Below are 19,011 nucleotides of genomic sequence, written 5' to 3' on the forward strand. Positions count from 1 at the left end.
GGGCCGACAAATTATTGGCTAAAACGGGAAAGCCGGAACGGCGTCAGATCAAAGGAGGGCGTTTTTCCCAACGCAAAATCCGCAGCGATTTCTCCTAACACCGGGGCGAATTTAAAACCATGTCCGCTGAGTCCAGTGATGACAAGCGTGTTCTCATGGCCAGGCAGCGTATCGATAATAAAATCCTCGTCCGGCGAATTATCATAGGTACATGCCGCCCCATGTAAACAACCGCCGATACCCGGCAATACGTTACGCAGGAAAGGAAATGCTTCCGCGCCATCGCTGGCAACGGCGGCAAAGGGCTTGCGCTCTTCCTGAGCCTGTATTAGCTGTCCGCCATTGTGTTTGCCGATTTTTAACTCGTCGTTCTCCGCCGGGAAGCCGTAATATTGATCGCCGTTGGGCATTTCGCCGGTAAAGGCCGGAAAGCGGTTTTTAGTGCTGTAGCGTCCATCCGCCTTAAACCAGGCAAAGACTTTACGTACAGGCTGAATGGGCAGCTCCGGTACTAGCGCTTTGACCCAGGTGCCCGCGCTAATCAGCGCCTTGCTGGCGTGGTAGCTGCCTTCACTCGTCTCTATCGTCACACCGTTATCATCATGGTGAATATGGCTTACCGGGCTGTTGAATAGCTGTGCGCAGCCAGCCTCTCGGGCCAGACGAAGCCATGTGGTAATGGCTAATTCGCTGCGCAGGAAACCGGAGTCAGCTTCAAACAGCCCGATATAATTATCGGGCACGCGAATTTCCGGCCAGCGCGTCATGAGGGCCGTCGCGTCCAGGCGCTCGACGTTCAATTGCCACTGTTGCGCGCTTCGTGCGACGTTGGCTAAGAAAGCGGAATCGGCCGGGCCGAGGTTGACGACGCCGGAGCGGACAAAAATAGGCTCTTCATTGTGTGTGGAGAGTTCATCCCAAAGCGCCTGGGCGCGAAGCACCAGCGGGACATATTTTTCGCCTTCACCATAAGCGTGGCGGATAAGTCGGGTATCGCCGTGATGGCTGCCCTGTTGATGAGGCGGCATATGCGCATCGGTCATCAGGACCTTTAGCCCGGCGCGGGTGGCGTAATAACCAGCGGCGGCGCCAACCGAACCGCTGCCGATAATAATAAGGTCGTATTTCATCAGCTTCTCTCTGCTATCGCGATGATTTCAGGGTAAATAACTGCGCTGAGATATACAAGCCAGAAATAAGTGAGGCACCTTACGGTGCCTGAGAGAGGGGGAGCGCGTCACGCTAATGGCGACGATACTCGTTTTCCTGGTAATCACCTGATTCTATTTTGGCGATGCCGGCTTCTAATATTGAAATAAATTGCCTGGCTACATCTGTCGTTAACCAGAGCGTTTGACCAACTTCAGTCCCTTCCGGTTCCGGACGATTTGGGGTCTGGTAGTGCAAACGCAGCATCAGCGCATCATAGCTATCGACGGTGCTGATGTCCCATCCTACAAGCGGATGGGTCTGAATGACTTCATTATTCTTTTCCATCATGCCCCCCTGGTACGTGTTATAAGACAACGGTTCTCGAGGTTCAATGCGTGTTTTTCTTCTGAAGCAACTTCAGTATACCAATTAATAAGGCTATTCACTGCGTTTTTAAAGAGACCGGAGGATAAATTTCTCTTTTTAAGAATTATATGAACAATAAAGCGGCAGTTCATTCATATTTTTTTAGGATGTTGTGCAATTATTTTGACGGTCAGGCGAAATATTCATCAGTTGCGCAAATAAAAAAGCCGGGGCGACCCGGCAAACATACATCACTGCATATCATTTTTTATTCATTGATGAACCAGTCATCAGCGCTCTCCCAGGTCTCCTGGAGAATCTCGCTAATGCGTTCTTTTTCCTCTTTTGATGCGCCAATGACGGACAAGTTGTTGGCGGTAGCGTAACGCACGGTGACGTTACCCAAGTTCTCAGGAAAATGATGGCTAATACGACGGGAGAGTTCGCCCGCCAGCGCATCAATCGCACCGGCAGGCAGAGGTGACGTTTTGGCTATAGTGACTTCAATACGCATAATGGCCCCCTGTTGAATATACTGGATATATATACAGTTAAATCCAATATATAGCAACAGATAAGCGCATTTTTTATTTTTTTACTGACCAGCGTACTGTTTCACCCGCTAAAAAAGGCACCAGCGAATCATCAGCCAGCGCGATATTTTCCGGTACCTGTTGTTCATCGCGAACCAGTTCCACCCACCCCGTATTCACCGGCAGGCCATAGAATTGCGGGCCATTCAGTGAACAGAACGCTTCAAAGTGCGCCAGCGCGTTCATTTCCTCAAACACGGTGGCATAACTGCCAAGGGCGGAGGGGGCGTTGAAACAACCGGCGCAGCCGCAACTGGTCTCTTTACGATGACGTGAATGCGGCGCTGAATCCGTCCCCAGGAAGGCGCGCGTAAAACCACTGGCAACCAGTTCGCGTAACGCCTGCTGGTGAATATTGCGTTTCAGAATCGGCAGACAGTACAGGTGAGGACGAATGCCGCCGACCAGCATATCATTACGGTTAAACATTAAATGTTGAGGCGTAATGGTAGCCGCCAGGTAGTCGTTGCCGTCACGTACATACTGCGCGGCATCTTTGGTCGTGATGTGCTCAAAGACCACTTTAAGCGCGGTCAGACGCTGGCGTAGCGGTTCCATTACGGTGTCGATAAAACGCGCTTCACGATCGAATATATCAACATCCGCATGGGTCACCTCCCCGTGGACCAGCAATGGTATTCCGAGTTTTTCCATCCGCTCCAGTACCGGCATGATAGCGTCGACTGACGTTACGCCATGACTGGAGTTAGTGGTGGCATTGGCCGGGTAAAGCTTAGCCGCAGTAAATACGCCTTCATGGAAACCACGCTCCAGTTCATCGGCATCGAGCGAATCCGTTAAATAGCAGGTCATTAACGGCGTGAAATCATGCCCGGCGGGCACCGCATCGAGAATACGCTGGCGGTAGGCGATCGCTGCATCAACGGTCGTGATGGGGGACGCCAGGTTCGGCATCACGATAGCGCGACCATAAATTTCGCTGGTATAGGGTACGACCGTTTTTAACATGTCGCCATCGCGAAGGTGAACGTGCCAGTCGTCCGGGCGGCGGATCTTTAAAACCTGGGATGGTGCAGTCATTAATAAGCTCCGGCTGAGGAATAGTCTTTTTGCCGGAAACAAAGGATAAGCGGAAACGTTTTCGTTTGCACGTAAAAAAAGGGCGCGAGCGCGCCCTCCGAAATCAATTGGTGAAAGGAATAACGATTTCACCAGGTTTAACTTCAATGCCTTTCGCGAGTTTCTTCGCTAACGCTTCGCCTTTACTACTGTCCTCACGCAACACGTAAGCTGGCCGCTGGTTAAAGTAGCTACGTAAAGACTGATTTAAATAGGGCAGAAGCGTTTGTAGCACCGATTGCATTTTCTCCGGCGTCACGGTGGCGTCTACTACTTCCATCTCCTGAAGATAGATGGCGCCTTTTTCTTTATCAAAGACCGGCAGGGCTTTTAGCTTGAGTTTCATCGTCGCTTTTTGACTGCCAAACAGGGAATTCATATCCAGCCTGGCATCGCCAGTAAGGGTGACTTTATTAGGCTCTTCCCGACCAATCTGGCTGGCAAGGTTAGTCAATACGATATGCGCGTCGGCAATGCCGGGCAGACCAATATCTTTTGAGAAATTATTCCGTTTTTCAAGCGCTTGATTGATTTCTTGTTCGCTAATGGTGTATTGCGTAAGTTGATTACAACCCACTAACAGGCCGCTAACTACCAGCGCAGCGGCAAAAAAAAACTTTTTCATGGCGTTCCTTAGCATGTTGCCTGTGCCCTAATCTTGACACAAAGCAGCATGTCGCGCCAGCGGACATGGCGTCACTAGAAAAAGCTGAAAAAGGCGGCAAGAAAGGGTTGCCGCCTGGCGGGCGTTAGATAGCCATTGAGGAGAGTAAATTAATTTGCGTCTGCTTCGCCATATTATCGCGATAGTCCGCGACTTTTGTCGGCCAGTGGATACCGGCGACCAGCGTCAGATTACGCAGAAGCGGAAACAGATGAATATCATCTTCCGATAATTCGCCGTTAACGGCGTTAGGCTGTACGATGAGTTTATCCAGCAAACGTAAATCATCGCCGATCTTTTTAATCAGTCCGGCAGAGTGCGCAAGATGGTTGTCAAAACTGCCAGATGAGGCTTCTTTTTTGCGGATAAAATACTGGCGCGCCGCAGGGGTAGAAAATTCATCGAAAGCGGATTTTGCAAATCGCGGCAGCAGTAGCTGATTAACGTAACCGTTAACTTTGCGCAACCACTCTTCAATGGCTGGATTGCGTTTCCCGGTTAACAGCGGTTTGCCGTCGAGGTTGTCGACATAATGTACAATATCCATACTTTCAGGAAGGTAGCGACTATCATCTTTTTGCAGGATGGGTACCATCTTTTGACCAATCATCCGGGTGGGCGTCGCCTCGTCGTCATTTTGTAACACGTTAAGTTCAACGGGGATGTTCTTCAGGCCGAAAATCATGCGGGCTTTAACGCAGAAAGGGCAATGATCGTAAATATAAAGCTTCACGTTTCTCCTCCATTTGACTGTCGGTATCTGACCAGTATGGAGGAGATAGCGACAGGTATCAAATCAGGCGCCGGGTTCCAGCATCCGGCGCGGCGTGCGTTTATGACTAAATTGCCAGCCTAAAGCCAAAAAGGTGATGAAACCGATAATACCGAGCATCATCCACGGTAGTTCAGGCTGCGCAAGCGCTTTACCCATATCAAACAACCAGCCGCCGCCGATATAACCAATCGCGCCGCCAATGGCTAATCCCAGACGGCTAAAGCCCATATAGCTTCCCCGCGCCCTCGCGTCCGCGAGCGACGCGCTGAGCGTTTCGCGCGCCGGTTCGGCGATAACCGAGCCGATGTAGAAAGCGCAAATAAGCGTAAAAAGCTGCTGTAAATTGCCCACCATCCCGATGGGGATCATGCTCAGCGACATGACGAGCAAACCGGCCATCAGCCGATGCTCCAGCCGAAAACGCTTTTCGCTCCAGCGGGCAATCGGGTAGAGCAACGTCAGCGAGAGACACGCCTCAATAGCGTACATCCATTTCACGGCAGCAGGCGAGCCGGCGATATCGTTTACCATAATCGGCAGCATTAACATGACCTGTACCGCCAGCATATAGTAGCCCGCCAGCGTCAGCACGTAGGTGACAAACCTTTTATCGCTCATGACGCGGCGCATTCCTTCACGCACCGGCGTTCTGACCGTTGATAGCTTCCAGGCCGGAAGCAGCCATGCATTGAAAAGGGCGCATAATATGAACAAAATAGCGCCCGTCGCGCAGACCAGGCGAAAATCGTATTGTAGCAACCAGCTTCCCAGCAGCGCGCCAATCACCGCGCCCGCGCTGTCCTGCATCATCAACAGAGAGAAGAAGCGGCCCCGTTGCTCCGGACGAATTAATTTGACCACCAGCGCTGAACGCGGCGGGTCGAAAAGCGTACCGCCGAGACCGGAAAGAAAGCAGGAAAACCACAAGAGCCAGGGCTCATGCGCGATACCCATGGTGGCAAAGCCTGCGGCGCGCATCAGCATACCGGTGACAATCATCGGTTTCGCGCCAAAGCGATCGGCGATGGCGCCGCCAAAAATGCCCAGACCTTGTTGAATAAACTGACGCAGGCCGAGCGCGATCCCTACCATTACGGCAGCCCACCCCATTTGATCGACAAAACGAATAGAGATGAGCGGGAAGACGACGAAAAAACCCAGCACCACTAACATGTTATCGATGAGAAGAAAATATTTACCCAGGTTCCTCGCCTGCGAGACGCGCGACATTTCCCCTCCCGGGAAATAAAAGATGAGCGTCTTCTATTCTGCGGCGGCGTTTCGTTTTTTCCTACCGTTAGCGGGACAATATTTTTTTATCAAAAGTCCTTTTTAATCGAGAGTTTTCATCAAAATGTGGCAGCAATTCAAAAAATGACGATTTGCGCTTTTCACAGAGCCTGGTTGCGCAGGTATAGTAATGTTACTGGCGTGCTGAAGACGTTACAGGAAGGAGTAGGTATAGAATGTTTGGCTATCGTAGTAACGTGCCAAAAGTGCGCTTAACCACCGATCGTCTGGTGGTACGTTTAGTGCATGAGCGTGATGCCTGGCGTCTGGCCGATTATTACGCGGAAAATCGTCATTTTTTAAAACCCTGGGAACCGGTCCGTGATGAAAGTCATTGTTATCCTTCAGGATGGCAGGCGCGTCTGGGAATGATCGGTGAATTTCACAAACAGGGCTCCGCCTTCTATTTCGCGCTACTTGATCCGGAAGAAAAAGAAATTATCGGCGTGGCGAATTTTTCCAATGTGGTGCGCGGTTCTTTTCATGCCTGTTATCTGGGCTATTCCATTGCGCAGAAGTGGCAGGGGCAAGGGCTGATGTTTGAAGCCTTAACCGCTGCGATTCGCTATATGCAGCGCACTCAGCATATCCACCGTATCATGGCGAACTATATGCCGCACAACAAACGTAGCGGCGCGTTGCTGGCGCGGCTTGGCTTTGAAAAAGAAGGCTATGCGAAAGATTACCTGTTGATTGATGGACAATGGCGCGACCATGTCCTGACGGCGTTAACCACGCCGTTATGGACGCCGGGGCGTTGAGCGGCTTACGGAATGAGAGGCAAAGGGAGAAAACGATGAAATATGAATTAACCGCCACTGAAGCGCGAGTGATTGGCTGTCTGCTGGAAAAGCAGGTGACAACGCCGGAACAGTATCCGCTTTCCGTCAACGGGGTGGTGACAGCCTGTAATCAGAAAACCAACCGTGAACCGGTGATGAACCTGACGGAACAAGAGGTGCAGGAACAGCTCGATAACCTGGTGAAACGCCACTTTTTGCGTACGGTCAGCGGGTTTGGCAATCGCGTCACCAAATATGAACAGCGTTTCTGTAATTCCGAATTTGGCGATCTGAAACTTAGCGCGGCGGAAGTGGCGCTTGTCACTACGCTGCTGCTGCGCGGCGCGCAAACGCCCGGCGAGTTGCGTAGTCGGGCGTCGCGGATGCATGAATTCAGCGATATGGCGGAAGTTGAATCCACGCTGGAACGGCTTGCCAGTCGTGAGGACGGTCCGTATGTCGTCCGTCTGGCGCGTGAACCGGGTAAGCGCGAAAGCCGTTATATGCACCTTTTTTGCGGCGACGTCGATGAACTGTCTCTCCAGACGTCTGCGCCGGAAAGTGCGTCGGGCGATCTTCAGTCGCGCGTCGAAGCGCTGGAAAGCGAAGTGGCGGAGTTAAAGCAGCGGCTGGATTCTTTGTTAGCTCACCTGGGAGAGTAATGTGAGAACATTACGGATTGGCATTGTCGGGTTAGGCGGTATTGCGCAGAAGGCCTGGCTGCCGGTATTAACCAACACCGCCGGATGGACGTTACAGGGCGCCTGGTCTCCTTCGCGGGATAAAGCCTTACGTATTTGCGAAAGCTGGCGCATACCGTATGTGGATTCGCTGGCGAATTTAGCGTCCGGCTGCGATGCGGTCTTTGTCCACTCCAGTACCGCAAGCCATTATGCCGTGGTCAGCGAACTTCTCAATGCCGGCGTCCATGTCTGCGTGGATAAACCGCTGGCGGAAAATCTACGTGATGCCGAACGGCTGGTGGCGCTGGCGGCGCAAAAAAAATTGACGCTGATGGTTGGCTTTAATCGCCGTTTCGCGCCGCTGTACCGCGAACTGAAGACGCGCCTCGGCACTGCGGCGTCACTACGTATGGATAAACATCGTACCGATAGCGTCGGGCCGCACGACTTACGTTTTACTTTGCTCGATGACTATCTGCATGTCGTGGATACCGCTCTGTGGCTGGCGGGCGGCGAGGCGCGCCTTGCCAGCGGCACGTTGCTCACCAGCGAGTCCGGCGAAATGTGCTATGCGGAACATCATTTTTCCGCCGACAAACTACAAATTACCACCAGTATGCACCGGCGCGCCGGAAGTCAGCGTGAATCGGTCCAGGCCGTCACCGACGGCGGGCTATATGACGTGACGGATATGCGTGAATGGCGCGAAGAGCGCGGGCAGGGTATTCTCATCAAACCCATTCCTAGTTGGCAAACGACGCTTGAACAGCGTGGTTTTGTCGGATGCGCGCGGCATTTCATTGACTGCGTACAAAATCAGACGGTTCCGGAAACGGCGGGGGAGCAGGCGATTTTGGCCCAGCGCGTCGTGGAGGCGCTGTGGCGGGACGCCATCAGCGAATAACCCTCTGTAACATCTGGCGGTAGTAATTCATCGTAATCCAGGTACTATACCCTCAATAATTCGAGTTGCAGAAAAGCTAACGCACATGCAGCTCGAAGTATGGCGGGTATATATGCCCACTCTACACAATACCTCTTTTCACAGTGAATAATGGCAAACCGTGGGGAGTCTGTAAGGCCTGATAAGACGTTTTAACGTCGCCGTCAGGCGCGGTGATACAGCCGGATACGGCAGAAGTTGCGTTATCCGGTCGATGGATCAGCCATGCAGGAGTTTTACGCCAGGGTCTGGAATACAAAAGAAATGAATTTATTGAAATCGCTGGCTGCCGTCAGCTCGATGACTATGTTTTCACGCGTGTTGGGCTTTGCCCGTGATGCGATTGTCGCCAGAATTTTTGGCGCAGGGATGGCGACCGACGCCTTTTTTGTGGCGTTTAAACTCCCTAATTTACTACGCCGGATCTTTGCCGAAGGCGCTTTTTCTCAGGCCTTTGTGCCTATCCTGGCGGAATATAAGAGCAAGCAGGGTGAAGAAGCGACGCGGATCTTTGTCGCTTACGTTTCCGGCCTGTTGACGCTGGCATTGGCCGTCGTGACGGTGGCCGGTATGCTGGCCGCCCCGTGGGTGATTATGGTAACCGCGCCGGGTTTTGCCGATACTGCGGATAAATTCGCGCTGACGACGCAACTGCTGCGGATTACATTTCCCTATATTCTGCTGATCTCGCTGGCTTCACTGGTTGGCGCCATTCTCAACACCTGGAATCGCTTCTCTATTCCCGCTTTTGCGCCGACATTTCTTAATATCAGCATGATTGGTTTTGCATTATTCGCCGCGCCATACTTTAATCCGCCGGTGCTGGCGTTAGCCTGGGCAGTCACCGTTGGCGGCGTGCTGCAACTGGTGTATCAACTTCCGTATTTGAAAAAGATCGGTATGCTGGTGCTGCCGCGCATTAACTTTCGCGACACCGGGGCGATGCGGGTGGTCAAACAGATGGGGCCGGCGATTTTGGGCGTTTCCGTCAGTCAGATCTCCCTTATCATCAATACCATTTTCGCCTCGTTTCTGGCCTCCGGCTCGGTCTCATGGATGTACTATGCCGATCGGTTGATGGAGTTCCCGTCCGGCGTGCTGGGCGTGGCGTTGGGGACCATCCTGTTGCCGTCATTGTCGAAAAGCTTTGCCAGCGGCAATCATGATGAGTACTGCCGCCTGATGGACTGGGGGCTGCGTTTGTGCTTTTTACTGGCGTTGCCGAGCGCGGTAGCGTTAGGCATTCTGGCGAAGCCGCTGACGGTCTCGCTGTTTCAGTACGGTAAATTCACCGCCTTTGATGCGGCGATGACGCAGCGGGCGTTAATCGCCTATTCGGTGGGGCTGATTGGCTTGATCGTCGTAAAAGTGCTGGCTCCGGGCTTCTATTCTCGCCAGGATATTAAAACGCCGGTGAAAATCGCCATAGTGACGTTAATCATGACGCAGTTAATGAACCTGGCGTTTATTGGACCGCTGAAACACGCCGGGCTGTCGCTCTCTATTGGTTTGGCGGCATGTCTCAATGCGTCGCTGCTGTACTGGCAACTGCGCAAACAGAATATCTTTACGCCACAACCGGGCTGGATGTGGTTCCTGATGCGTCTGATCATTTCCGTACTGGTGATGGCCGCCGTATTGTTCGGCGTGTTGCATATTATGCCGGAGTGGTCGCAAGGGTCGATGTTATGGCGTTTGCTGCGTTTGATGGCGGTAGTGATCGCGGGTATCGCGGCCTATTTCGCCGCGCTTGCCGTGCTGGGCTTTAAAGTGAAAGAGTTTGTTCGCCGGACGGCGTAAATTCAGTGCCTGATAGCGCTGTGCTATCAGGCCTACAAGGCATTCAGGCCGGAAAGGCGCAACGTCGCCATCCGGCAATGATTAGATAGAAATTTTTTTACCGCCGCGGTGAGAGACGGAAGTCTGACCGTCAGCCCCGTACAAGGTCGGCTCCTGGTGAGGTTTCAGCACCTCCAGCGCCTGTTGATTACGCTCGATTTGCCCTTCCAGCAGCCAGCCGTTGTGCTGGTTGAGGTCGCGAAGATGCTGCGTTTTTTCGGTAATCGCCTGCCAGCGCTCTGCAATGTCATCGTTTGCGCTACGCTGCGCATTCTGCTCCAGACGGCGCTGTTGTTCCAGATAATCCAGCGTCGCCAGCAACGAGCTTTTTTCTTCTGTAATACGCTGTAGCTGGCTGCCGTTAATCTGGCCTACGGAAAGCTGTTGTTGCTCGGCGTCCATCACCATCTTCAGGTCATTCAGGACGGTGGTCATCTGGTCAAGTATTTCTGACAAACGAGTCATACGCTTATTTACTCTGTAAGTAGCTCTGCGCCTCGCGAATGAGCGAGTCTGCTATTTTTCCCGTATCCATTTTTAACTCACCGTTACGGATAGCCGTTTTTAATGCTTCGACGCGTTCCATATTAATGTCGCTGACGCCTGGCTGCATGAGCTTCGCTTGCGCGTCGCTTAACGTTACGCTGGCGCTCGTCGCGGCGGACGTTTTTTCCTGACGCGTTTTTTGTACCGGCGTGTCGCTGGTTTCGCGCGTCTGGACAGTGCTAACGGGTTTCAAAGGTGAGGTACGGTCAATGCTCATTTATTTATCCTCATCGAGGGTTACGTTGTAGCGGCCAGCTACCATCATGGTTGAATATCTCATCGGCAGCCGCGACAAAATCTTTACACAATTATAGGTTAATAAGAATATTCCCATCAGAATCGACGGTTCCACTCACGATTTGACCCGATGTCATGCGCACGCGCGCATTTTGCGCGACGGCGGCATTATTCATCGCCTGACCTTCCGCATTGACGCTGAACCCCTCGCCATTGGCGATGACCTGTACTCGTTGCCCCGCTTTGACGCGCCAGGCCTGACGTATCATCGTAAGCTGTACCGGCTGCCCGGGAGCGAGATCGCGCAAACTGACGGCATCCTGAATCTGACGGATATCCAGTACCGTTCGCGGCGGTAACTGATCCAGCCTGCCACGTTTTAGCGTGACGTTGGCCGGCGTCAATTTTCCGCCGCGCGCGATGGGCGCGGCAACGGCGACATAATTGCCGGTCGCTTGCACATTCACCTGCAAATAACGTTTTTCATTGGCGCAGCGCGCCACCACATTGACGTTGCCCCACAGCTTCGCGCTGCCCGTCATGCTGAAGGCTGGCTGCTCACAGCTCGGTAGCAGATTGGGCGATGAACGGAGCGTGACAACCACCTCGTCGCTGAAGCCAGCCAGACGCTGGGAAAACCACGTGGTCAGCTGGGCGTTGATGTCCTGCGCCATTGTCAGGGGGCTGAACAGCAAAGCCGCCACGGCGAATCCTCGTTTTAACGTTTGCATGGTACTTCCCCCTGGTTGATGTCATGACAGGATTCTACCCGTGTGAAGCAAGCATCAACGCAATAAATAGCGACGCATTTTGCGTTTATTCCGGCGATAACGCGCGCGTGAAGGCATTTAAGCTGTCGGCTGAATTTTGCCATTTGCGGAGGAGATATGCTCGACAGGCTCGATGCCGCCTTACGATTTCAGCAGGAAGCGCTAAATCTGCGCGCGCAACGTCAGGAAATATTAGCGGCGAATATCGCCAATGCCGATACGCCGGGGTATCAGGCGCGCGATATTGATTTTGCCAGTGAGTTAAAAAAGGTGATGGTGCGTGGACGGGAAGAAACCGGCGGCGTCGCGTTAACGTTGACTTCCTCTCACCATATTCCCGCCCAGGCGGTCTCTTCTCCCGCAGTGGATCTGCTTTATCGCGTACCCGATCAGCCTTCTTTGGATGGTAATACCGTAGATATGGACAGGGAACGTACGCAGTTTGCGGATAACAGTCTCAAATATCAGATGGGGCTTACCGTTCTGGGTAGCCAACTCAAAGGCATGATGAATGTGCTACAGGGAGGAAACTAATTCGTGGCGCTGTTAAACATTTTTGATATTGCCGGATCGGCGCTTGCCGCACAGTCCAAACGGTTGAACGTTGCGGCCAGTAACCTGGCGAATGCGGATAGCGTCACCGGCCCGGACGGACAGCCTTATCGCGCCAAACAGGTGGTTTTTCAGGTGGACGCCGCGCCGGGTCAAGCCACTGGCGGGGTAAAGGTCGCCAGCGTGATTGAAAGTCAGGCACCGGAAAAGCTGGTTTATGAGCCAGGCAATCCGCTGGCGGACGCTAATGGTTACGTCAAAATGCCCAACGTCGATGTGGTCGGCGAAATGGTCAACACGATGTCAGCCTCGCGCAGCTATCAGGCAAATATCGAAGTCCTGAATACCGTAAAAAGCATGATGCTTAAAACGCTGACATTAGGCCAGTAAAGGAGGCGCGTATGTCTATTGCCGTAAATATGAATGACCCGACCAACACGGGCGTCAAAACGACGACCGGCAGCGGATCGATGACCGGAAGCAACGCTGCCGATTTGCAAAGCAGTTTCCTGACCTTACTGGTCGCGCAATTGAAGAACCAGGACCCGACTAACCCATTACAAAATAATGAGTTAACGACACAGTTGGCGCAAATCAGTACCGTGAGCGGCATTGAAAAACTGAATACGACGCTGGGGGCTATTTCCGGGCAAATCGATAATAGTCAGTCCCTACAGGCGACCACGCTGATTGGACATGGCGTTATGGTGCCTGGCACCACAATTCTGGCGGGTAAAGGCGCGGAAGAAGGGGCCGTGACGTCCACGACGCCGTTTGGCGTGGAATTGCAACAGCCTGCGGACAAAGTGACGGCAACCATTACCGATAAAGATGGCCGGGTGGTACGGACGCTGGAGATCGGTGAGTTGCGAGCCGGGGTACACACCTTTACCTGGGATGGTAAGCAAACGGACGGAACAACGGTACCGAATGGTTCTTACAACATTGCGATTACCGCCAGCAATGGCGGGACGCAACTGGTGGCGCAGCCGCTGCAATTCGCTCTGGTACAGGGCGTGACGAAGGGCAGTAACGGCAACCTGTTGGATCTGGGTACCTACGGCACCACCACACTCGACGAAGTTCGGCAAATAATCTAAGCCCTTACACTTATCAGGAGTCAGTCATGTCTTTTTCTCAAGCGGTTAGCGGCCTGAACGCTGCGGCCACCAACCTTGATGTTATCGGTAATAACATCGCCAACTCCGCCACCTATGGCTTTAAGTCCGGTACGGCATCATTTGCCGATATGTTCGCCGGTTCCAAAGTGGGGCTGGGCGTAAAAGTGGCGGGGATTACCCAGGATTTTACCGACGGTACGACAACGAACACCGGGCGCGGGCTGGATGTCGCGATTAGCCAGAACGGTTTTTTCCGCCTGGTAGACAGCAACGGTTCCGTGTTCTATAGCCGCAACGGCCAGTTCAAACTGGACGAGAACCGTAACCTGGTCAATATGCAGGGGATGCAGTTGACCGGCTATCCGGCCACCGGTACGCCGCCGACCATTCAGCAGGGGGCGAATCCTGCGCCGATCACCATTCCGAACACGCTGATGGCGGCGAAATCGACCACCACCGCGTCAATGCAGATCAACCTGAACTCAACGGACCCTGTACCGTCTAAAACGCCCTTTAGCGTGAGTGATGCGGATTCGTATAACAAAAAAGGCACCGTCACCGTTTATGACAGCCAGGGTAATGCCCATGACATGAACGTCTATTTTGTGAAAACCAAAGATAATGAATGGGCCGTGTACACCCATGACAGCAGCGATCCTGCAGCCACAGCGCCGGCGGCACCATCAACCACTCTGGTATTTAACGCAAACGGGACACTGCAATCCGGCGGTACGGTGAACATCACCACCGGTACGATTAATGGCGCGACAGCGGCCACCTTCTCCCTCAGCTTCCTTAACTCCATGCAGCAGAACACCGGGGCTAACAACATCGTTGCCACCAATCAAAACGGCTATAAGCCGGGCGACCTGGTGAGCTACCAGATTAACAACGACGGCACCGTAGTTGGCAACTACTCCAACGAGCAGGAGCAGGTGCTGGGGCAGATTGTGCTGGCTAACTTCGCCAACAACGAAGGTCTGGCATCCCAGGGCGATAACGTCTGGGCGGCGACGCAGGCTTCCGGGGTTGCGCTGCTGGGGACTGCCGGTTCCGGCAACTTCGGTAAGCTGACGAACGGCGCGCTGGAAGCCTCTAACGTGGATTTGAGTAAAGAGCTGGTGAATATGATCGTCGCGCAGCGTAACTACCAGTCGAATGCGCAGACCATCAAAACCCAGGACCAGATCCTCAATACGCTGGTTAACCTGCGCTAAGCGCCTGACGGGATAGCTTAATGGATCACGCAATTTATACCGCCATGGGGGCGGCCAGCCAGACGCTTAACCAGCAGGCGGTAACGGCCAGCAACCTGGCTAATGCCTCAACGCCGGGCTTCCGCGCGCAGCTTAACGCGCTACGCGCGGTGCCCGTTGATGGCCTCTCTTTAGCAACGCGCACGCTGGTTACGGCGTCGACGCCCGGGGCGGATATGACCCCGGGTCAGTTGGACTACACCTCCCGTCCGCTGGATGTCGCGTTACAGCAGGACGGCTGGCTGGTAGTGCAAGCGGCGGATGGCGCTGAAGGATATACCCGTAACGGGAATATCCAGGTGGGTCCGACCGGGCAGTTAACCATTCAGGGACATCCGGTTATCGGCGAAGGCGGCCCGATTACCGTTCCTGAAGGGTCGGAAATCACCATTGCGGCAGACGGCACGATCTCCGCGCTCAATCCCGGCGACCCGCCAAACACGGTGGCGCCCGTTGGGCGACTGAAGCTGGTCAAAGCGGAAGGCAATGAGGTGCAGCGGAGCGATGACGGTTTATTCCGCCTTACCGCCGAGGCACAGGCTGAACGCGGGGCGGTACTGGCCGCCGACCCGTCAATTCGCATTATGTCGGGCGTGCTGGAGGGCAGTAACGTCAAGCCGGTTGAAGCCATGACCGACATGATCGCCAACGCACGTCGTTTTGAAATGCAGATGAAGGTTATCACCAGCGTAGATGAGAACGAAGGGCGAGCTAACCAACTGCTGTCGATGAGTTAATACAGGACATTTTATGATCAGTTCATTATGGATCGCCAAAACCGGTCTGGACGCGCAGCAAACCAATATGGATGTGATTGCCAATAACCTGGCAAACGTCAGCACCAATGGTTTTAAGCGTCAGCGCGCGGTATTTGAAGATCTGTTGTATCAGACCATCCGCCAGCCGGGCGCGCAGTCGTCCGAGCAGACGACGCTGCCTTCAGGGCTGCAAATCGGTACCGGCGTGCGTCCGGTCGCCACGGAGCGTCTGCACAGTCAGGGGAACCTGTCGCAGACCAACAACAGTAAAGATGTGGCGATTAAAGGGCAGGGCTTTTTCCAGGTCATGCTGCCGGACGGTACGTCTGCTTATACCCGCGACGGCTCTTTCCAGGTGGATCAGAATGGTCAACTGGTGACGGCGGGCGGTTTTCAGGTGCAGCCGGCAATCACCATTCCGGCCAACGCGTTAAGCATCACGATTGGCCGCGACGGCGTGGTCAGCGTTACCCAGCAGGGGCAGGCCGCGCCGGTTCAGGTCGGGCAGCTTAACCTGACCACCTTTATGAACGACACCGGGCTGGAAAGCATTGGCGAGAACCTCTATATCGAAACGCAATCGTCCGGCGCGCCGAACGAAAGCACGCCGGGGCTCAACGGCGCGGGGTTGTTGTATCAAGGGTATGTCGAAACGTCGAACGTTAACGTGGCGGAAGAGCTGGTGAACATGATTCAGGTTCAACGCGCCTATGAAATTAACAGTAAAGCAGTATCGACGACCGATCAGATGCTGCAGAAACTGACGCAACTCTAAGGGGCCGCCGGTGGGGGATACGCCACCGGCTCCCTGATTTTGAAGATGAAGGTAATGCAAAAATACGCGCTTCACGCTTACCCAGTTATGGCCCTGATGGTCGCGACGCTGACAGGATGCGCCTGGATACCCGCTAAACCGCTTGTGCAGGGGGCGACCACGGCGCAGCCGATACCTGGCCCGGTACCGGTGGCGAATGGCTCCATATTTCAGTCTGCGCAGCCGATTAATTATGGCTATCAGCCGCTTTTTGAAGATCGTCGACCGCGTAATATCGGCGATACGCTCACGATTGTGTTACAGGAAAACGTCAGCGCCAGTAAAAGCTCGTCGGCAAATGCCAGTCGCGACGGCAAAACCAGTTTTGGTTTTGATACGGTACCGCGTTATCTGCAGGGATTATTCGGTAATTCCCGCGCGGATATGGAGGCCTCCGGCGGCAACTCTTTTAACGGCAAAGGCGGCGCGAATGCCAGCAATACCTTTAGCGGCACGCTGACCGTGACCGTCGATCAGGTTCTGGCCAATGGCAATTTACACGTCGTGGGGGAAAAACAGATCGCGATTAATCAGGGAACGGAATTCATCCGCTTCTCCGGCGTGGTAAATCCACGCACCATCAGCGGCAGCAACTCTGTTCCCTCGACACAGGTGGCGGATGCGCGGATTGAATATGTCGGGAACGGCTATATTAACGAAGCGCAAAATATGGGCTGGCTGCAACGTTTCTTCCTTAATTTGTCGCCGATGTAAGCGAGGTGTATGTGTTTAAAGCTCTTGCAGGAATCGTTCTGGCACTGGTTGCCACTCTGGCGCACGCCGAGCGTATCCGGGATCTGACCAGTGTCCAGGGAGTACGGGAAAACTCGCTGATCGGCTACGGGCTGGTGGTCGGGTTGGACGGTACGGGCGACCAGACGACCCAGACGCCATTTACCACTCAGACGCTGAATAACATGCTGTCACAACTGGGGATTACGGTCCCCACCGGCACCAATATGCAGTTGAAAAACGTGGCGGCGGTGATGGTGACGGCGTCGTATCCGCCTTTTGCGCGACAGGGACAAACGATCGATGTCGTTGTTTCCTCAATGGGGAACGCTAAAAGTCTGCGTGGCGGGACGTTATTAATGACGCCGTTAAAAGGGGTGGACAGCCAGGTGTATGCTTTGGCGCAGGGCAATATTCTGGTCGGTGGCGCGGGCGCTTCCGCAGGCGGCAGTAGCGTGCAGGTTAACCAGCTTAATGGCGGGCGCATCACTAACGGCGCGATTATCGAACGCGAGTTGCCGACTCAGTTCGGCGCTGGCAACACCATTAATCTGCAATTGAACGACGAAGATTTTACGATGGCGCAGCAAATTACCGACGCCATCAACCGCGCGCGCGGTTACGGCAGCGCCACTGCGCTTGATGCGCGAACGGTACAGGTACGCGTGCCCAGCGGCAACAGCTCGCAGGTGCGTTTTCTGGCGGACATTCAAAATATGGAAGTCAACGTGACGCCGCAGGATGCAAAAGTCGTGATCAACTCGCGTACCGGTTCGGTGGTCATGAATCGGGAAGTCACGCTGGATAGCTGCGCTGTGGCGCAGGGCAATTTGTCAGTGACAGTCAATCGCCAGCTCAACGTCAACCAGCCGAATACGCCATTTGGCGGCGGGCAGACCGTGGTGACGCCACAGACTCAGATAGATTTGCGTCAGAGCGGCGGATCGCTACAGAGCGTGCGTTCCAGCGCCAATCTGAACAGCGTAGTGCGCGCGTTGAATGCGCTTGGCGCGACGCCGATGGACCTGATGTCGATTTTGCAGTCCATGCAGAGCGCGGGCTGTCTACGCGCCAAACTGGAAATCATCTGATGATCGGAGACGGTAAATTGCTGGCCAGCGCGGCCTGGGATGCGCAATCTCTGAACGAACTGAAAGCGAAAGCGGGCCAGGACCCGGCGGCGAATATCCGTCCTGTGGCCCGTCAGGTGGAAGGGATGTTTGTGCAGATGATGCTGAAAAGTATGCGCGAGGCTTTACCCAAAGATGGTTTATTCAGCAGCGATCAGACGCGTCTGTATACCAGCATGTATGACCAGCAGATCGCCCAGCAGATGACTGCCGGCAAGGGACTGGGGCTGGCGGATATGATGGTTAAACAGATGACCAGCGGGCAGACGATGCCTGCGGATGACGCGCCGCAAGTACCGCTTAAATTCTCCCTGGAGACGGTAAACAGCTATCAAAATCAGGCGCTGACCCAACTGGTGCGCAAAGCCATACCGAAAACGCCGGACAGCAGCGATGCGCCGCTCTCCGGCGACAGTAAAGACTTTCTGGCCCGGCTTTCGCTCCCGGCGAGGCTGGCCAGCGAACAAAGCGGGGTGCCGCATCATCTGATTCTGGCGCAGGCGGCACTGGAGTCCGGCTGGGGGCAGCGGCAAATCCTGCGGGAGAATGGCGAACCCAGCTATAACGTATTTGGCGTGAAAGCGACCGCCAGTTGGAAAGGGCCGGTGACGGAGATCACCACCACTGAATACGAAAATGGCGAAGCGAAAAAAGTGAAAGCGAAATTCCGCGTCTATAGCTCGTATCTGGAGGCATTATCGGATTATGTCGCGCTGTTAACGCGTAACCCACGCTACGCTGCCGTGACCACTGCCGCCACGGCAGAGCAGGGCGCAGTGGCTCTGCAAAACGCCGGATACGCCACTGACCCGAATTACGCGCGTAAATTGACCAGCATGATTCAGCAGTTGAAAGCGATGAGTGAAAAGGTCAGCAAAACCTACAGCGCGAATCTCGACAATCTCTTTTAAATTGCTCAAGTCCACGT

23 protein-coding genes are annotated in these 19,011 nt (G+C 54.1%); 13 read left to right on the plus strand and 10 right to left on the minus strand.

Annotated features, from left to right (window positions below):
* Positions 1-11 precede the first annotated feature (11 nt).
* The 7 genes from solA to mdtH form a co-directional block, all read right to left on the minus strand.
* Entirely contained in the window at positions 12-1,130 is a 1,119-nt protein-coding gene (gene solA / locus J4613_RS00520) for an N-methyl-L-tryptophan oxidase (protein WP_000872768.1), read from the minus strand.
* A gap of 112 nt (positions 1,131-1,242) precedes the next feature.
* Complete coding sequence (bssS, locus tag J4613_RS00525) at positions 1,243-1,497, minus strand: biofilm formation regulator BssS (RefSeq protein ID WP_000414441.1); 255 nt, start codon at positions 1,495-1,497, stop codon at positions 1,243-1,245.
* 289 nt (positions 1,498-1,786) lie between these two features.
* The gene (dinI, locus tag J4613_RS00530) at positions 1,787-2,032 is read right to left on the minus strand and encodes a DNA damage-inducible protein I (RefSeq protein WP_001217764.1); all 246 of its coding nucleotides are present in this window, start codon (positions 2,030-2,032) and stop codon (positions 1,787-1,789) included.
* A 73-nt stretch (positions 2,033-2,105) separates the two neighbouring features.
* Positions 2,106-3,152, minus strand: coding sequence for a dihydroorotase (gene pyrC / locus J4613_RS00535; protein WP_017466077.1), 1,047 nt, complete (start codon positions 3,150-3,152; stop codon positions 2,106-2,108).
* Positions 3,153-3,255: 103 nt separating this feature from the next.
* Positions 3,256-3,816, minus strand: coding sequence for a lipoprotein (locus J4613_RS00540; protein WP_000713054.1), 561 nt, complete (start codon positions 3,814-3,816; stop codon positions 3,256-3,258).
* A gap of 124 nt (positions 3,817-3,940) precedes the next feature.
* The gene (grxB, locus tag J4613_RS00545; RefSeq protein WP_000780893.1) at positions 3,941-4,588 is read right to left on the minus strand and encodes a glutaredoxin 2; all 648 of its coding nucleotides are present in this window, start codon (positions 4,586-4,588) and stop codon (positions 3,941-3,943) included.
* A 63-nt stretch (positions 4,589-4,651) separates the two neighbouring features.
* Positions 4,652-5,860: a multidrug efflux MFS transporter MdtH gene (gene mdtH, locus J4613_RS00550; protein ID WP_000092174.1), complete on the minus strand. Its 1,209-nt coding sequence runs from the start codon at positions 5,858-5,860 to the stop codon at positions 4,652-4,654.
* A gap of 236 nt (positions 5,861-6,096) precedes the next feature.
* Between mdtH and rimJ the strand changes: the two genes are divergently transcribed.
* The 4 genes from rimJ to murJ all read left to right on the plus strand — a co-directional run bounded on the left by rimJ (position 6,097) and on the right by murJ (position 10,128).
* Positions 6,097-6,681 carry a ribosomal protein S5-alanine N-acetyltransferase gene (gene rimJ, locus J4613_RS00555; protein WP_000468204.1) on the plus strand — a complete coding sequence of 195 codons (585 nt, stop codon included), beginning with the start codon at positions 6,097-6,099 and terminating at the stop codon, positions 6,679-6,681.
* Positions 6,682-6,716: 35 nt separating this feature from the next.
* Positions 6,717-7,364 (plus strand): YceH family protein, encoded by a 648-nt coding sequence (locus J4613_RS00560; protein WP_000873047.1) that lies wholly within the window; start codon positions 6,717-6,719, stop codon positions 7,362-7,364.
* Between the two features lies 1 nt (position 7,365).
* The gene (locus tag J4613_RS00565) at positions 7,366-8,289 is read left to right on the plus strand and encodes a Gfo/Idh/MocA family oxidoreductase (RefSeq protein ID WP_001259729.1); all 924 of its coding nucleotides are present in this window, start codon (positions 7,366-7,368) and stop codon (positions 8,287-8,289) included.
* A 303-nt stretch (positions 8,290-8,592) separates the two neighbouring features.
* A complete protein-coding gene (murJ, locus tag J4613_RS00570; RefSeq protein ID WP_001537775.1) occupies positions 8,593-10,128 on the plus strand; it encodes a murein biosynthesis integral membrane protein MurJ in 1,536 nt (511 codons plus the stop codon).
* Between the two features lie 81 nt (positions 10,129-10,209).
* Here the strand turns inward: murJ and flgN are convergent, their stop codons facing one another.
* The 3 genes from flgN to flgA all read right to left on the minus strand — a co-directional run bounded on the left by flgN (position 10,210) and on the right by flgA (position 11,681).
* On the minus strand, positions 10,210-10,632 hold the full coding sequence (gene flgN, locus J4613_RS00575; protein WP_000197546.1) for a flagella biosynthesis chaperone FlgN: 423 nt from the start codon (positions 10,630-10,632) through the stop codon (positions 10,210-10,212).
* A 4-nt stretch (positions 10,633-10,636) separates the two neighbouring features.
* Entirely contained in the window at positions 10,637-10,930 is a 294-nt protein-coding gene (gene flgM, locus J4613_RS00580) for a flagellar biosynthesis anti-sigma factor FlgM (protein WP_000020893.1), read from the minus strand.
* 91 nt (positions 10,931-11,021) lie between these two features.
* On the minus strand, positions 11,022-11,681 hold the full coding sequence (flgA, locus tag J4613_RS00585; RefSeq protein WP_001194082.1) for a flagellar basal body P-ring formation chaperone FlgA: 660 nt from the start codon (positions 11,679-11,681) through the stop codon (positions 11,022-11,024).
* 156 nt (positions 11,682-11,837) lie between these two features.
* Between flgA and flgB the strand changes: the two genes are divergently transcribed.
* Genes flgB through flgJ form a run of 9 tightly spaced genes read left to right on the plus strand, consistent with a single transcriptional unit; the run spans position 11,838 to position 18,994 of the window.
* Positions 11,838-12,254 (plus strand): flagellar basal body rod protein FlgB, encoded by a 417-nt coding sequence (flgB, locus tag J4613_RS00590; protein ID WP_000887043.1) that lies wholly within the window; start codon positions 11,838-11,840, stop codon positions 12,252-12,254.
* A 3-nt stretch (positions 12,255-12,257) separates the two neighbouring features.
* Positions 12,258-12,662 (plus strand): flagellar basal body rod protein FlgC, encoded by a 405-nt coding sequence (flgC, locus tag J4613_RS00595; protein ID WP_001196448.1) that lies wholly within the window; start codon positions 12,258-12,260, stop codon positions 12,660-12,662.
* An 11-nt stretch (positions 12,663-12,673) separates the two neighbouring features.
* A complete protein-coding gene (flgD, locus tag J4613_RS00600) occupies positions 12,674-13,372 on the plus strand; it encodes a flagellar hook assembly protein FlgD (protein ID WP_000020450.1) in 699 nt (232 codons plus the stop codon).
* Positions 13,373-13,398: 26 nt separating this feature from the next.
* Positions 13,399-14,610 (plus strand): flagellar hook protein FlgE, encoded by a 1,212-nt coding sequence (gene flgE / locus J4613_RS00605; RefSeq protein WP_000010562.1) that lies wholly within the window; start codon positions 13,399-13,401, stop codon positions 14,608-14,610.
* A gap of 20 nt (positions 14,611-14,630) precedes the next feature.
* Positions 14,631-15,386: a flagellar basal body rod protein FlgF gene (locus J4613_RS00610; protein WP_000349278.1), complete on the plus strand. Its 756-nt coding sequence runs from the start codon at positions 14,631-14,633 to the stop codon at positions 15,384-15,386.
* Positions 15,387-15,399: 13 nt separating this feature from the next.
* Positions 15,400-16,182, plus strand: coding sequence for a flagellar basal-body rod protein FlgG (gene flgG, locus J4613_RS00615; RefSeq protein ID WP_000625851.1), 783 nt, complete (start codon positions 15,400-15,402; stop codon positions 16,180-16,182).
* A gap of 54 nt (positions 16,183-16,236) precedes the next feature.
* On the plus strand, positions 16,237-16,935 hold the full coding sequence (gene flgH, locus J4613_RS00620) for a flagellar basal body L-ring protein FlgH (RefSeq protein WP_001174897.1): 699 nt from the start codon (positions 16,237-16,239) through the stop codon (positions 16,933-16,935).
* Positions 16,936-16,946: 11 nt separating this feature from the next.
* On the plus strand, positions 16,947-18,044 hold the full coding sequence (locus J4613_RS00625; protein ID WP_001518955.1) for a flagellar basal body P-ring protein FlgI: 1,098 nt from the start codon (positions 16,947-16,949) through the stop codon (positions 18,042-18,044).
* Positions 18,044-18,994, plus strand: coding sequence for a flagellar assembly peptidoglycan hydrolase FlgJ (gene flgJ / locus J4613_RS00630; RefSeq protein WP_000578692.1), 951 nt, complete (start codon positions 18,044-18,046; stop codon positions 18,992-18,994). Before J4613_RS00625 ends, flgJ begins: the two co-directional genes overlap by 1 nt.
* The last annotated feature ends 17 nt before the right edge of the window (positions 18,995-19,011 follow it).

It is taken from the genome of Salmonella sp. 32020114201800008SM (genome assembly GCF_017572025.1).
In the GTDB taxonomy this organism is placed as follows: domain Bacteria; phylum Pseudomonadota; class Gammaproteobacteria; order Enterobacterales; family Enterobacteriaceae; genus Salmonella; species Salmonella enterica.

Coding starts and splice junctions, on each gene's coding strand:
- solA (WP_000872768.1), bottom strand. CDS start 1,130: ATGAAATACGACCTTATTATTATCGGCAGCGGTTCGGTTGGCGCCGCC.
- bssS (WP_000414441.1), bottom strand. CDS start 1,497: ATGGAAAAGAATAATGAAGTCATTCAGACCCATCCGCTTGTAGGATGG.
- dinI (WP_001217764.1), bottom strand. CDS start 2,032: ATGCGTATTGAAGTCACTATAGCCAAAACGTCACCTCTGCCTGCCGGT.
- pyrC (WP_017466077.1), bottom strand. CDS start 3,152: ATGACTGCACCATCCCAGGTTTTAAAGATCCGCCGCCCGGACGACTGG.
- J4613_RS00540 (WP_000713054.1), bottom strand. CDS start 3,816: ATGAAAAAGTTTTTTTTTGCCGCTGCGCTGGTAGTTAGCGGCCTGTTA.
- mdtH (WP_000092174.1), bottom strand. CDS start 5,860: ATGTCGCGCGTCTCGCAGGCGAGGAACCTGGGTAAATATTTTCTTCTC.
- rimJ (WP_000468204.1), top strand. CDS start 6,097: ATGTTTGGCTATCGTAGTAACGTGCCAAAAGTGCGCTTAACCACCGAT.
- J4613_RS00560 (WP_000873047.1), top strand. CDS start 6,717: ATGAAATATGAATTAACCGCCACTGAAGCGCGAGTGATTGGCTGTCTG.
- murJ (WP_001537775.1), top strand. CDS start 8,593: ATGAATTTATTGAAATCGCTGGCTGCCGTCAGCTCGATGACTATGTTT.
- flgN (WP_000197546.1), bottom strand. CDS start 10,632: ATGACTCGTTTGTCAGAAATACTTGACCAGATGACCACCGTCCTGAAT.
- flgM (WP_000020893.1), bottom strand. CDS start 10,930: ATGAGCATTGACCGTACCTCACCTTTGAAACCCGTTAGCACTGTCCAG.
- flgA (WP_001194082.1), bottom strand. CDS start 11,681: ATGCAAACGTTAAAACGAGGATTCGCCGTGGCGGCTTTGCTGTTCAGC.
- flgB (WP_000887043.1), top strand. CDS start 11,838: ATGCTCGACAGGCTCGATGCCGCCTTACGATTTCAGCAGGAAGCGCTA.
- flgD (WP_000020450.1), top strand. CDS start 12,674: ATGTCTATTGCCGTAAATATGAATGACCCGACCAACACGGGCGTCAAA.
- flgE (WP_000010562.1), top strand. CDS start 13,399: ATGTCTTTTTCTCAAGCGGTTAGCGGCCTGAACGCTGCGGCCACCAAC.
- J4613_RS00610 (WP_000349278.1), top strand. CDS start 14,631: ATGGATCACGCAATTTATACCGCCATGGGGGCGGCCAGCCAGACGCTT.
- flgG (WP_000625851.1), top strand. CDS start 15,400: ATGATCAGTTCATTATGGATCGCCAAAACCGGTCTGGACGCGCAGCAA.
- flgH (WP_001174897.1), top strand. CDS start 16,237: ATGCAAAAATACGCGCTTCACGCTTACCCAGTTATGGCCCTGATGGTC.
- flgJ (WP_000578692.1), top strand. CDS start 18,044: ATGATCGGAGACGGTAAATTGCTGGCCAGCGCGGCCTGGGATGCGCAA.